This is a genomic window from Pseudomonas sp. MH10 (assembly GCF_034353045.1).
In the GTDB taxonomy this organism is placed as follows: Bacteria; Pseudomonadota; Gammaproteobacteria; order Pseudomonadales; family Pseudomonadaceae; genus Aquipseudomonas.
On the sequence record NZ_CP133783.1, the window covers coordinates 1,162,494 to 1,176,147 of the forward strand.

The 13,654-nt window shown below is 54.9% G+C and carries 14 protein-coding genes; 8 read left to right on the top strand and 6 right to left on the bottom strand.

All coding sequences use genetic code 11. The annotated features are described in order from the left end of the window. Nucleotides 1-28 precede the first annotated feature (28 nt). The 8 genes from RHM59_RS05205 (at nucleotide 29) to cobA (ending at nucleotide 8,868) form a co-directional block, all read left to right on the top strand. Nucleotides 29-415, top strand: coding sequence for a hypothetical protein (locus RHM59_RS05205; RefSeq protein WP_322169983.1), 387 nt, complete (start codon nucleotides 29-31; stop codon nucleotides 413-415). 132 nt (nucleotides 416-547) lie between these two features. After that, entirely contained in the window at nucleotides 548-934 is a 387-nt protein-coding gene (locus tag RHM59_RS05210; RefSeq protein ID WP_322169980.1) for a hypothetical protein, read from the top strand. Between the two features lie 54 nt (nucleotides 935-988). After that, nucleotides 989-1,375 (top strand): hypothetical protein, encoded by a 387-nt coding sequence (locus RHM59_RS05215; protein WP_322169978.1) that lies wholly within the window; start codon nucleotides 989-991, stop codon nucleotides 1,373-1,375. A gap of 242 nt (nucleotides 1,376-1,617) precedes the next feature. Continuing rightward, complete coding sequence (locus tag RHM59_RS05220; protein ID WP_322169976.1) at nucleotides 1,618-2,004, top strand: hypothetical protein; 387 nt, start codon at nucleotides 1,618-1,620, stop codon at nucleotides 2,002-2,004. Between the two features lie 613 nt (nucleotides 2,005-2,617). Next, entirely contained in the window at nucleotides 2,618-5,062 is a 2,445-nt protein-coding gene (nirB, locus tag RHM59_RS05225; RefSeq protein ID WP_322286110.1) for a nitrite reductase large subunit NirB, read from the top strand. Continuing rightward, complete coding sequence (gene nirD, locus RHM59_RS05230; RefSeq protein WP_322169971.1) at nucleotides 5,059-5,376, top strand: nitrite reductase small subunit NirD; 318 nt, start codon at nucleotides 5,059-5,061, stop codon at nucleotides 5,374-5,376. The genes nirB and nirD overlap by 4 nt, the downstream gene beginning before the upstream one ends. Then, nucleotides 5,376-8,117 carry a molybdopterin-dependent oxidoreductase gene (locus RHM59_RS05235; RefSeq protein ID WP_322286111.1) on the top strand — a complete coding sequence of 914 codons (2,742 nt, stop codon included), beginning with the start codon at nucleotides 5,376-5,378 and terminating at the stop codon, nucleotides 8,115-8,117. Before nirD ends, RHM59_RS05235 begins: the two co-directional genes overlap by 1 nt. 10 nt (nucleotides 8,118-8,127) lie before the next feature. Beyond that, a complete protein-coding gene (gene cobA, locus RHM59_RS05240) occupies nucleotides 8,128-8,868 on the top strand; it encodes a uroporphyrinogen-III C-methyltransferase (RefSeq protein ID WP_322169965.1) in 741 nt (246 codons plus the stop codon). 293 nt (nucleotides 8,869-9,161) lie between these two features. Here cobA and RHM59_RS05245 read toward each other — a convergent pair whose 3' ends face one another. The 6 genes from RHM59_RS05245 to rraA form a co-directional block, all read right to left on the bottom strand. Then, nucleotides 9,162-10,151, bottom strand: coding sequence for an OmpA family protein (locus tag RHM59_RS05245; protein ID WP_322169962.1), 990 nt, complete (start codon nucleotides 10,149-10,151; stop codon nucleotides 9,162-9,164). A 107-nt stretch (nucleotides 10,152-10,258) separates the two neighbouring features. After that, the gene (gene sigX, locus RHM59_RS05250; RefSeq protein ID WP_322169958.1) at nucleotides 10,259-10,849 is read right to left on the bottom strand and encodes an RNA polymerase sigma factor SigX; all 591 of its coding nucleotides are present in this window, start codon (nucleotides 10,847-10,849) and stop codon (nucleotides 10,259-10,261) included. A gap of 97 nt (nucleotides 10,850-10,946) precedes the next feature. Continuing rightward, on the bottom strand, nucleotides 10,947-11,771 hold the full coding sequence (locus RHM59_RS05255; RefSeq protein WP_322169955.1) for a mechanosensitive ion channel family protein: 825 nt from the start codon (nucleotides 11,769-11,771) through the stop codon (nucleotides 10,947-10,949). A 2-nt stretch (nucleotides 11,772-11,773) separates the two neighbouring features. Next, on the bottom strand, nucleotides 11,774-12,022 hold the full coding sequence (locus RHM59_RS05260; protein ID WP_322169951.1) for a CrfX protein: 249 nt from the start codon (nucleotides 12,020-12,022) through the stop codon (nucleotides 11,774-11,776). Between the two features lie 87 nt (nucleotides 12,023-12,109). Next, nucleotides 12,110-13,105 carry a zinc transporter ZntB gene (locus RHM59_RS05265; RefSeq protein ID WP_322169949.1) on the bottom strand — a complete coding sequence of 332 codons (996 nt, stop codon included), beginning with the start codon at nucleotides 13,103-13,105 and terminating at the stop codon, nucleotides 12,110-12,112. A gap of 11 nt (nucleotides 13,106-13,116) precedes the next feature. Next, nucleotides 13,117-13,605, bottom strand: coding sequence for a ribonuclease E activity regulator RraA (gene rraA, locus RHM59_RS05270; RefSeq protein WP_322169945.1), 489 nt, complete (start codon nucleotides 13,603-13,605; stop codon nucleotides 13,117-13,119). Nucleotides 13,606-13,654 lie beyond the last annotated feature (49 nt).

Consider the following 13,654-nt stretch of genomic DNA (forward strand, 5'->3'; position numbering starts at 1 on the left):
GATAAGCGAAGTTATTTACGAGGTCAGGATGAGCCTGGGTACTGCTGACAAAATTTTCCTCGGTGTCACTCTGGTCGACTTTGCAGGTATTTTCGTTTGTTATGGCTTTGGTCTTCGTCTGGCCTATACCAAGATGGATTTGATGCTTGCCCATTTGAGTAATTGCCCCGCTATTAAGATCCGCGCTTTTCTGATAAATACAGGTCCTTGGGGGCGTATGCATGTACTGGCAGTAATAACGGGGCTGATGGTTACCCCCAAAATTTTTCTTCGTGACGGGGGAGCAAGTGCTGAGGATTTAAATAACTTTCCTGATGATATAAAACGGAAGTTGACTATGTTGTTTTGGGCGAATGGCGGGCTTTTGTTAGTAATGCTTGGGCTTTTTTTGGTAATAAAAGTTGGCCTTGTCTAGTATCTGTGGCGCTGTAGCGCTGGATAGGAATGCTTGTGTGCGGTTTTGTGGGAGAGGGAGGATCTTTCGCCGGAGGGTTTCTGGGGGGGAAGATGGAGAAATAGCACGCGAAACGATTTGCAAGGCTATAAAATGAGTTTGAATATTGAGGAGAAAATTATCCTTTGTGTCGGTCTAGTAAATTTTGGAGGTATTTTTATTTGGCTCGGGATAGCGTCGTATCTCGCCTACACCAAAATGGACCTGATGCTGGGTCATATGAGGAATAGTTCAATAGTTATGATTCGCGTGTTTTTGATACACACAGGTCTCTGGGGACGGCTTTATGTCTTTGGGTTAATAATGGGAATGATGGTCACGCCTGGTATGGCTCTTCGGAGGGGGGCGGTTAGCGCCGAGGATCTGAAGAATTTCCCCCCCAATCTGAAGCGCCAGCTGATTGTTATGCAGTGGGCTGGTTGGGGGCTGCTATTGGTTATGTTTGGATTTGGAGCGTATGCCAAGTTTGGTCGTGGCTAGCGTTGTGGGAGGCCACGTCAAAGCGATAAACGAAGTGATTTAGGGGGTCAGTAAATGAGTGTGAGTACCGCTGACAAAATTTTCCTTTGTGTAGGTCTAATAAATTTTGGAGGTATTTTAATTTGGATCACTATAGCGCTGTATATCGCCTATACCAAAATGGACCTGATGCTAGGGCACTTTAAAAACAGTTCCGCAGTTATGATTCGTGCATTTTTGATACATTCTGGTCCTTGGGGGCGGATGCATGTCTTTGGGTTAATAATGGGACTTATGGTGATGCCTGGTGTTTTTGTCCGAAAAGGAGCTGTTAGCACCGAGGATTTAAAAAATTTCCCTGTCCCCTTGAAACACAAACTGGCGGTAATGCTGTGGGTCGGCTGGGGGCTGTTATCGGTAATATTCGGGCTTTTTGTGTTAATAAAAATTGGTATTGTCTAGCGCTTTTTGTCATGGATTTTGAGGCTGGAAAATAAGTTTAGATATCGAGGAGGAGATTATTCTTTATGTCAGCTTGATTGATTTTGGAGGTGTTTTTGTTTGATAACAGGGGCCGGGGCGGTGCACACGACATGAACACTGGCTATGCCACTCACTTAGCCGCAGTGTCCGAAGCCTTCAAGTACATAAATCATGGTGATTGGGTGGGCACGGCTAAACGAAGTGATTTACGAGGTCAGTAAATGAGTATGAGTACCGCTGACAAAATTTTCCTTTGTGTCGGTCTAGTAAATTTTGGAGGTATTTTCATCTGGCTCGGAATAGCGTCGTATCTCGCCTACGCCAAGATGGACCTGATGCTGGGGCATATGAAGAATAGTCAAATGGTTATGATGCGCGTGTTTTTGATACATACGGGTCTCTGGGGGCGGCTTCATGTCTTCGGGTTAATAATGGGGCTGATGGTCATTCCTGGCATAGCTCTCCGGAAGGGAGTCGTTAGTGCCGAGGATCTGAAGAATTTTCCTGCGGACTTGAAGCGCAAACTAATTGTTATGTTATGGGTTAATTGGGCGCTGATATTAGTAATGCTTGGGCTTTTTTTGGTAATAAAAGTTGGCCTTGTCTAGCGCTTTTTGTCATGGGTTTGGAGGCTGGAAAATGAGTTTAGATATCGAGGAGGATATCCTCTATGTCGGCTTGATTGATTTTGGAGGTATTTTTGTTTGATAAGAGGGGCCATTACGTCTCCGACAGCCGCGCTGTCGCGCAGCAAACACCGGGCTGTAGGAGCGCGCTTGCCCGCGATCGGCTGCGCAGCAGTCGTAAAACCGGCCATTCTATTTTTTCAGTTGGAGCCGGGTTGGCCATCGGGACCGCTTCGCGCTCCATCGCGAGCAAGCCCGCTCCTACTATCTAATTGCGGCTAATTCAATGGGTGTGCGGCATTTGATACAGAAATCCCCCCGCTCCGCACCAGTAACGCGCAACGGGCTTTAAAAGGGTGCAAAACCCGACAACAAACCCTTCACCCCGCCCAATAAACACGGGACAACCCGACTTGGCACAACCGCTGCATAGGTTCCAGTAAGTAATTACATCGTTGCAGCTTTCAACGTCGAAGGCTGCACTTCCCGAGAGAACGGGACCGGACAAAGGTGTCCTCGCCAGTAATGGCGGGACGCCTTTTTTTGTTTGCGCGAATTTTGTCGAGCTCACCCTTAGCGGTTTCTCGGAGGCCACATGAAACGACTCAAGCTGGTGATGATTGGTAACGGTATGGCGGGTGTCCGCACCCTTGAAGAGCTGATCAAACTCAGCCCTGATCTGTACGACATCACGGTATTCGGCGCCGAGCCACACCCTAATTACAACCGTATCCTGCTGTCGCCAGTCTTGGCCGGTGAGCAGAATTTCGACGACATCGTGCTTAACGACCTGAGCTGGTACCTGGACAACAACATCCACCTGCTGCTCAACCGCAAAGCCGTGAAGATCGACCGGACCAAACGCTTGGTAATCGCCGACGATGGTACCGAAGCGCATTACGACCGGCTGCTGATCGCCACTGGCTCGGTACCGTTCATTTTGCCGATTCCGGGCAACACCCTGCAGGGCGTGATTGGTTACCGCGACATCGCCGACACCCAAACCATGATCAACACCGCCAAAACCCACACCTACGCAGTGGTGATCGGCGGCGGGCTGCTGGGGCTTGAAGCGGCCAACGGTCTGAGGTTGCGCGGGATGGACGTGACCGTGGTGCACATCGGCGAATGGCTGATGGAGCGCCAGCTGGACAAAATCTCTGGCCAAATGCTGCAAACCGAATTGGAAACACGCGGTTTGTCGTTCCGTCTGAAAGAATCAACCCAAGCTTTGCTCGATGATGGCAACGGCCGTGTGAAGTCCGTGCAGTTCAAGAACGGCGACGTGATCCCGGCTGACCTGGTGGTCATGGCAGCCGGCATCCGCCCCGCCACCGAACTCGCTGAACAGTCCGGTATCCCGTGTAATCGAGGAATTCTGGTCAGTGACACGATGCAGACCTACGACCCACGGGTCTACGCCATTGGCGAATGCGCCAGCCATCGCGGCATCGCTTACGGGCTGGTCGCCCCACTGTTCGAACAGGCCAAGGTCTGTGCGAACCATTTGGCTCAACTGGGCTTCGCTCGTTATCAGGGCTCAGTGACATCAACCAAATTAAAAGTGACTGGCGTCGACTTGTTTTCCGCCGGCGACTTCATGGGCGGCGAAGGCACAGAAACCATCACCCTCTCTGACCCCATTGGCCGGGTCTATAAAAAGCTGGTGATCAAGGATGACGTCCTGGTCGGCGCCTGCTTGTACGGCGACACCGCAGACGGCGGTTGGTATTTCCGGCAAATCCGCGAAAACGCCCAGATCAATGAAATTCGCGATCACTTGATGTTTGGTGAAAACGCCTTGGGCGACGTTGGCCACCAAGGCCAAGACAAAGCCATGGGCATGGCAGATACCGCTGAAGTCTGCGGCTGCAACGGCGTGTGCAAAGGCACCATCGTCAAAGCGATTCAGGAACACGGGCTGTTCAGCGTCGACGACGTGAAAAAACACACCAAAGCTGCCAGCTCCTGCGGTTCCTGCGCCGGTCTGGTGGAACAGATCCTGATCAACACCGTCGGCGGCGCTGCGGACGTCAAACCGAAAAGCGAAAAAGCCATTTGCGGTTGCAGCGATCTAAACCACGGCCTAATCCGCGCCGCGATTCGCGACCAGCATTTGCTGACCATTGCCAGCGCCATGAGCTACATGAACTGGCGCACCCCAAACGGCTGCGCCACCTGCCGCCCGGCGCTGAACTACTACTTGATTTCCACCTGGCCGGGGGAAGCGAAAGACGATCCGCAGTCACGCCTGATCAACGAACGCGCCCACGCCAACATCCAGAAAGACGGCACCTACTCGGTAGTGCCACGGATGTGGGGCGGCGTGACCAATCCCTCCGAACTGCGGCGAATTGCTGACGTCGCCGACAAGTACAACGTGCCCATGGTCAAGGTCACTGGCGGTCAACGCATCGACTTGTTGGGAATCAAGAAAGAAGACTTGCCGGGCGTCTGGAAAGACCTCGACATGCCATCCGGCCATGCGTATGGCAAGTCGATCCGCACAGTGAAAACCTGCGTCGGCAGCGAGTTCTGCCGTTTCGGTACGCAAAATTCGACGCAACTGGGCATCGAGCTGGAGCACGACCTGTTCAACATGTGGTCGCCGCACAAGGTCAAGCTGGCTGTGTCCGGTTGCCCACGCAACTGTTCGGAAGCCGGCATCAAAGACGTCGGAATTATCGGTGTCGATTCTGGCTGGGAGATGTACATCGGCGGCAACGGCGGGATCAAAACCGAAGTCGCGGAGTTTTTTGTCAAATTGAAGACCGCCGAAGAAGTCCGTGAATACAACGGCGCGTTCCTGCAGCTGTACCGCGAAGAAGCGTTTTACCTGGAACGCACCGTGCATTTCCTGCAACGCGTCGGCATGGACTACATCAAGAAAGCCGTGTTGGAAGACGCCGATAAACGCCAGGCGCTGAACGCGTGCTTGCAGTTCTCGCTGTCGTTCGAACAGGACCCTTGGAAGGAACGCATTTCTCAGCCGCTGCTGAAGAAAGAATTTGAACGTATTCCCGTGGAGGTGCTGGCATGAACTGGCTAGATATCTGCGCCCTAGAAGACATCAACCCGCTGGGCTCGCGCATCGTTGAAGGGCCCAAGGGCGACATCGCCATCTTCCGCACCAGCGACGACGAAGTGTTTGCCCTCGACGACCGCTGCCCGCACAAAGGTGGCCCGCTGTCCCAAGGTTTGATTTACGGCAAGCGGGTGTCTTGCCCGTTGCATAACTGGCAAATCGACCTGGAAACCGGCGATGCGCAAGCCCCCGACATCGGCTGCGCGCACAAGCACTTGGCCCGTGTCGAAAATGGCCGGGTGCTGCTATCCCTGAAGGAAGCGGCCTGATGCGCCCGCCCGCTGCGACTGAATCCACCACGCAGATCACGGCCTCGACCTGCTGCTACTGCGGGGTCGGTTGCGGCGTGCTGATTGAACACGACGGCGAGCGCATTCTCGGTGTCAGCGGTGACCCGCAACACCCGGCCAACTTCGGCAAATTATGCAGCAAGGGCGCGAGCCTGCACCTCACCGGTGACGTGACTGCCCGAGCGCTGTACCCGGAATTACGCTTGGGCAAAACCCTCGCGCGCAGCCCAACCGATTGGGACACCGCACTGGAACATGCGGCTAATGTCTTCGCCGAGACCATTCGAGAGCACGGCCCAGACAGCGTTGCGTTCTATGTATCAGGGCAACTCCTGACCGAAGACTATTACGCGTTCAACAAGTTGGCCCGGGCTCTGGTTGGCACCAACAATATCGACAGTAATTCGCGGCTGTGCATGTCCTCCGCCGTGGTCGGCTACAAGCGCAGCCTGGGCGCGGACTCACCCCCGTGCAATTACGAAGACATCGAACTCAGCGATTGCGTGATGATCGTCGGCAGCAATATGGCCTACGCCCACCCGGTGCTGTTTCGACGACTGGAAGAAGCAAAAAGCCTACGGCCCGAGATGAAAATCATCGTCGTTGATCCGCGCCGCACCGACACCTGTGACTTGGCCGACTTGCACCTGGCGATTCAACCCGGCACCGACGTCGCGCTGTTTCACGGCATCCTGCACCTGCTGCTGTGGGAAGACTGGGTCGATCGGAGTTTCATCAATGCCCACACCCAAGGCTATGGCGAGCTGAAAACCCTGGTGCGCGACTACACGCCGCAAATGGTCTCGGAGATTTGCGGCATCCCGGTGGAACAACTGCACGCCTGTGCGCAATGGATCGGCACCGCGCCAAGTTTTCTGTCGCTGTGGTGCATGGGGTTGAACCAATCCACCTCCGGCAGCGCGAAGAATAGCGCGCTGATCAATTTACACCTCGCCACCGGCCAAATTGGTCGACCCGGCGCCGGACCGTTCTCATTGACCGGCCAGCCCAACGCCATGGGCGGACGCGAAACCGGCAGCCTGTCGAACCTGTTGCCGGGCCACCGCGAAGCGGGCAACGCCACGCACCGTGAAGAAGTCGCGGCCTACTGGGGCGTCGATACCTTGCCAGAAACACCGGGTCTGTCGGCCATCGAGCTGTTTGAAGAACTACAAAGCGGCAAAATCAAAGCGTTGTGGATTGCCTGCACCAACCCCGCTCAATCATTGCCGGATCAGCAAAAAGTCCGCGAAGCCCTGACCACCTGCCCGTTTGTGGTGTTACAGGAAGCGTATCGAACCACTGAAACCTGCAAATTTGCCGACCTGTTATTACCTGCCGCCAGTTGGGGTGAAAAAGAAGGCACGGTAACCAATTCGGAACGACGCATTTCTCGCGTACGCAAAGCGATAGCCGCGCCTGGTGAAGCCCGTTCGGATTGGGCGATTACGGTCGATTTCGCTCAGCGACTGGAACAACGCCTGCGTCCGGGGGAACCGAGTTTGTTTGCGTTCGATGAGCCTCAAGCCCTGTTCGATGAATTCAAGCACCTGACACGTGAACGCGATCTGGACCTCTCGGGCATTAGCTACGGGCTGCTTGAGCAACGAGGCCCGCAACAATGGCCGTTCCCAATGGGCGCCGAGACGGGTATCGCGCGATTGTATGGGGACAGTGTTTTCCCTACTGACTCCGGCCGCGCTACGTTCGTTACCGAACCTTACCGTGCAGCCAAAGAGCTGCGTGATGCGCGCTTTCCACTCACGCTGAACACCGGTCGCCTGCGAGATCAATGGCATGGCATGAGCCGCACTGGCACCGCCGCGCAATTGTTCGGTCATGTCAGCGAAGCCGTGCTGAGCCTGCACTCGGATGAATTGCGCCGCCATCGCCTGCAGGTGGGGGATTTGGTCAGTCTGAAAAGCCGCCGCGGCAGCCTGATTGTGCCCGTCAGCAGCGATGACAGCATCCGCCCCGGTCAAGCCTTCTTGCCCATGCACTGGGGTGATCGTTTCCTCAAGGGCGGCGTGAACATTCTGACCCAACCGGCCTTCGACCCCCTGTCGAAACAACCGGAACTGAAACACACCGGCGTGCGCATCGAAGCCGTAAGTTTGCCGTGGCAACTGTTTGCGCTGGTGGAAGGTGATGTACAAACCAAGATAGAAGCGCTTAGACCCCTGTGTGAGGCGTTTGCTTATGTCAGCCTCAGCTTGGCTGGCCGTGAACGCCCTGCGCTGCTGATCCGCGCTGCCAGTGCCCAAGCGCCTGACAACCATTTGCTGACGCAGATCGATCAACTGCTCGGCCTGAATGAAGGGCCGGTGCTGTCTTACGACGATCCCCGTCGTTCCATCGGCAAGCGGGTGCGCATCGAGCACGGTCGCATCATTGCGATTCGCCTCGCCGGAGAGACCATCGCCCGGCATTGGCTGCAAAGCCTGTGGCTCGAAGGTCGCGCCGACGAGCAATTACGCCGCTGGCTATTGGCGCCCATCAGCACCCCACCCGGCAATGCCGCCGCCATGCCGCGCAGCAGCAAGATCCTGTGCAACTGCATGAACGTCAGCGAAAGCGCGGTGGTGGCGGGTATCGGTCGCGGCTTGGATCTGATTCAACTGAAAACACAATTGAAATGCGGTAGCCAATGCGGCTCCTGCGTACCGGAAATCAAACGACTGCTGGCGGTCATGCCGCTGCCGGTCGCGATCCATCAATGAGGGTGACGGTATGAGCGCAAAAGTCTGGCTGGTAGGTGCAGGTCCCGGCGACCCGGAGTTGTTGACACTAAAAGCCGTGCGCGCACTGCGTGAAGCCGATGTGGTGCTGATCGACGACCTGGTCAACGTGGCGGTCCTTGAGCACTGCGCGTCGGCCCGAATCATTGCGGTCGGTAAACGCGGCGGCTGTCGTTCGACACCGCAAGCGTTCATCCACCGGCTGATGCTGCGTTACGCCCGCCAAGGTAAATGCGTGGTCCGACTGAAAGGTGGTGATCCGTGTATTTTCGGGCGTGGTGGCGAAGAGGCCGATTGGCTGCGGGCGCACGGCATTAAAGTCGAACTGGTCAACGGTATAACGGCCGGACTGGCCGGGGCGACTCAGTGCGGTATTTCCCTCACGCTGAGAGGGGTCAGCCGGGGCGTGACACTGGTCACGGCCCACACTCAAGATGGCAGCAGCCTGAACTGGCAAGCATTGGCGCAAAGCGGGACCACGCTGGTGGTGTACATGGGCGTCGCCAAGCTCTCGGAAATTCGCGACAACCTACTGGCGGGTGGTTTGTCGGCGAACACTCCGGTGGCAATGATCGAAAACGCCTCTCTGCCCCATCAACGCGAATGCCGCAGCACCCTGGCCGAGATGCAAACCGACGCCCTCGCCTTCGAACTCAAAAGTCCGGCGATATTAGTGATTGGCGAAGTCGCGGCGAGTGCGGCGGCAGTGGTCGAACAGGCTCAGTTTGGTTGATGCGTCCATAACGTCTTGCAAGACGATTCTATAGCCAACCTGATGGCGAGGCGAGCAGCACGGCGTGCTTGAAGCGCTGCGGTGTTTGTTATATCGCCCACAAATTGCAATTTGGTTGGAGACCCTTTACCCGCTTCCCGAATAAGTTCGGTCCCACAGATGATGGCGATGCACAGATTCTGTAGGAGCTGCCGAAGGCTGCGATAAGTCCGCAGTACCTTTGTATTTATCAAATCGCACGCAAAGAAAAGCCCGGCCTGAGCCGGGCTTTTCTATGAGGCTTTAGCTACAGATTACTGAGCAGCTTTTGCTTCAACTTCAGCTTCTACGCGACGGTTGATCGCGCGGCCAGCTTCGGTTTTGTTGTCTGCTACTGGACGGCTTTCGCCGTAACCAACCGAGCTCACACGACCAGCGCCAACACCGTACTGGCTAACCAGAACTTGTTTGACGGCGTTTGCACGGCGCTCAGACAGTTTTTGGTTGTAAGCGTCAGGACCGACGGAGTCAGTGTGACCTTCAACAGTGGTGCTGGTTTGTGGGTACTGCTTCATGAAGTCAGCAAGGTTCTTGATGTCGGCGTAGCTGTTAGGCTTAACGACCGATTTGTTGAAGTCAAATTTGACGTCCAACTGAACACGTACGACTTGTGGAGCAGCTTCCACTGGAGCTTCTACAGGCGCTTCAGCAACTGGCTCTGGAGCCGGTGCTGGAGCCGGTGCTGGCTTGGAGCCGCCACCGAAGTTCACGCCCAAGCCAACGGTAGGAGCGTAGTCCCACTTGCCGTTGTCCAGTTTGTAGTCAGCGTCTACACCAGCACGTGCATACAGGTTGTCAGTGATGTACCACTTGGCACCTGCACCGATGGTTGCGAAGGTGGACGAGTCACGACCCTTGTAACCGTCAGCTTCAACGCCAGTCATGCTCTGGTGAGCAAAGCCGCCGGAAACGTATGGACGGATAGCATCACCAACGGTACCGAAGTGGTACATACCAGCCAGGGAGCTAGTGTCGCCATGAATTTTCTGGCTACCAGTACCGTCGTTGGAACGCGTGTAATTGGTTTTGCCATAGCCCAGGATAACTTCAACGTCGTCGGTCAAGAAGTAGCCGATGGAAGCACCTGCGGTGCGGCCGTCTTCTACGTGATTGACGCTGTCGTTGTAGTTCTTCTGGTAGAAGGCCTCACCTTCGACCGCGCCTTGGCCTTGCGCCAGAACGCCGAACGAAGCTACGGCAACAACAGAACCAATGGCAATGCCCAAGGTGTTTTTCAGTTTCATCCGTTAAATCCCCATCTGGTGATTGTTAAGCGGCCCCTCGTACTGAAGGACAACTCGACGACAAGTCTATCAGACCTTGCCTGCACGTTAGAGATATTTGCCCCGAGTTAAGTTTCGGTAATGCCTGCAAATTTCTCACGTAATTTATCAAGCGCGCGTTTGTAGCGCATTTTTGTGGCACTCAGGCCCATGTGCATGATGTCCGCAATCTCTTGAAATTCTAGTTCTGCGACAAACCGTAGCACCAGAATTTCTCGATCAATTGGATTTACATACACAAGCCAGCGATCAAGTCCGCCCTGCTCTTCAGGTTTGGGCGACTTCTCTTCCGTCGCCTCCTCAAGAGGATCCAGACTCAACGCGTCCATTAAGCGACGCTTCCGCCGTTCCTTCCTGTACTGCGTAATACATTCATTGTAAGTGATGCTGTAGAGCCAGGTTTTGAACTTCGATTTTCCTTCGAAATTCTTCAATCCGTACAACACTTTAAGCATCACTTCCTGACAGACATCATCAGCATCGCGATCGTTCCCTAAATAACGTGCACATACGTTAAAAAGTGTTCTTTGATAGCGACGCATCAACTCTTCGTATGCGCGAGTCACATGAAAAAGCTCGACGTGCGCCCGCGCCACCAACTCCTCATCGGAGAGTTCGCGGGGGTCGTAGCGCATGGACAGCGATTGGGGCTTATTCAAAAAAACTCATGCCGACAGTCAGGTCAATCAGGTCAATGTCCGCCACTGCCGTACTTCCAGCAATTTGTGGCGGCATACATTAGCAGGATTCGCCGGGTTAGCGGCTAAACACTTGCTGTTCGAGTAGGATTCGGTTGGACAAAGATACCAACTCCCCCTCATCGGTCAGCAACGTGGTTTTCACCGTGCCAATTTCTTCAATCTGCCCTTCGACCTCGCCCACCCGCACTTGTTGCCCCACCTGATACAACTCACGCACATATATTCCCGCCAGTATTTGCCCGGCAATTTCTCGACTGCCCAAGCCCATGGCCAGCGCAATTGCCAGACCAACGGTAATCAAACCGATCACAATCACATGGTTGAGCAGGTCTGTTTTGACCTCCAACTGACTGATTGCGACCGAAATACTGATAATAATGACCAGCCCTTGGGCGATTCGCCCCAGGCCGGCGGCGTAATCGATTCCAACGCCCTCGGCAGCACCGCGGACCAGCCCATTGGCCAACTGCGCCAGAAGCACACCAACCAGCAAGACCAGCGCAGCACCAAATACCTTTGGCAGATACTGGGTCAGCATGGTCAATGTGCTCGACACTTGCTCAAGACCCAGCGATTCGGCGGCGGACACCAGAAATATAAGCAGCACGAACCAATAAATTATTTTGCCAACCAAGGTCGAAATCGGCACTTGGATACCGGCCCTGGCAATAACCTTGGTCAAGCCAGTACCGCCCATAAGGCGATCAAGGCCCAGCTTGGCGAGCAATTTCGACAGCAATGTGTCGAGCAGTTTTGCAACCACGAACCCGAGCAGCACCAAAATCAGGGCGCCAAACAGGTTAGGAATGAAATTAGCGACTTTGGTCCACAACACCGTCATTGCGGTGACCAGGCTCTGCGTCCAGAGGTTGAGTTCCATGTTCAATCAGCCTTATCAGCAGGGCGAGCAGAAGAAAGGGTACGACGTGAGACCGGAGACACATGCGGTGAGCCATTGTTAAGGCCAATCATCATCGCTTGCGACCAGCGACCGAGCAGTTTGAACAAATCACCCGCGCCGACCTGACGGTTAGCGGTTTTCAACACGCGGCCCAGGCACGCATCGTCATCCCTGGTAGAGGAAGAGGCGTTGAGCATGTCGCGCAGTGATTTTTCGAACGGATCGTGCATAGGTAACCTCACGCAATGTCACTGAAAGACGCAACCACATTTGTTCGAGTCACAAATGAGTCATTCGGTAGCGAAAAAATCGAACATTTACACCCACCGTAAGCGCCGGAACAGCCAATACTGCCCAATCCCCACCGCACCCATGATCGAACAGGCGATGAGAAACCCGTATGGATTGGTCGAGCCTGGAATTCCACCGACATTCACCCCCAGCAACCCTGTCAGAAAGCTCATGGGCAGAAAAATTCCGGTGATGATGCCGAATCGGTACATGACGCGGTTCATGCGCTCACTGAGACGTCGGTCCTCGGTTTCCAGGACCAACCCCACACGTTCGCGGGTCAATTCAAGCTCTTCCAGGTAGCGGGTCAAGCTATTATTCAGCTCATTCCAGTAATTGGCATCTTCTTCGACAAACCACGGCACTTTATTACGGGTCAGCTGCGCGTAAACTTCACGCTGCGGCGCCAGAAACCGGCGCAATCCAGCGGCGCGACGACGGATGTGCAGCATGTCGCCATGATCAGCGGCATACCGTTCGTCAGCATCTATCTTTTCTTCCTCCACATCGACCAATTCCGACAGCTCGCCGACGAGCGCCTGAACCTTGTCGGTGAGGTATTGAGCGAGGTAGAGAATCAATTCAGAGGCGGTTTTTGGGCCAATACCGGCAGTGAGACACTCGATTAATTCATCGGTGGCCCGCAACTGACGCAGTCGTAGCGAGATAACCTGCTGCGGCGCCGCAAAGATCCGCACGGAGACCATGTCTTCAGGCTCGGCGCCAGGATTGAGGTTGACCCCGCGCAAAAACAGCAGCAATTCCGCGTCGGGTAACGGCACCAGACGCGGCCGGGTATTTTCTTCCAGCAACAAGTCGCAGCTGAACTCACTCAGGCCGCTGGCCGTACGCAACCAGGTTTGAGTCTGGGGATGCCCGCGATCCCAATGCAGCCACACACTTTCGTGTGGCTGCAATTGAAGACCTTCCAACTCGGTTCGAGCAATGAAACGCGCCCCGCCCTGACCATCTAGCACCAGGGCATGTACCAGTCCCCACTGCGCGTTTGTTTCATCGAACATTCGTTGTCCTGTTATTCCGGCATTTTTAGCGCAGACGGCGAAACAATCACGCCATTGTTGTCCGCGTACACGTATTCACCTGGGCGAAAGGTCACGCCCGCGAAGGTCACTGCTACATTTAGATCACCGATACCCCGCTTGTCGGTTTTCATCGGGTGGCTGGCCAACGCCTGAACACCCAGATCGGTTTGCGCAATCACATCAACGTCGCGGATGCAGCCATAGATGACCAAACCTTCCCAGCCGTTTTTTGCGGCTTTTTCGGCGAGCATGTCACCCAGCAACGCCCGACGTAGCGACCCGCCGCCGTCGACCACCAACACTTTACCCTTTCCGTCGAGCTCAACCTGGTCCTTGACCAGCGAGTTGTCCTCGAAGCACTTGATGGTGACGATTTCGCCACCAAACGAATCGCGACCGCCAAAGTTGCTGAACATCGGCTCTACAACGTGCACCAGTTCCGGGTAGGCATCGCACAGATCAGGGGTGATGTAATGCATGGGTGAACTCCTTTCGGTGAAAGAACGACCATTTCATAGGATATGGAAT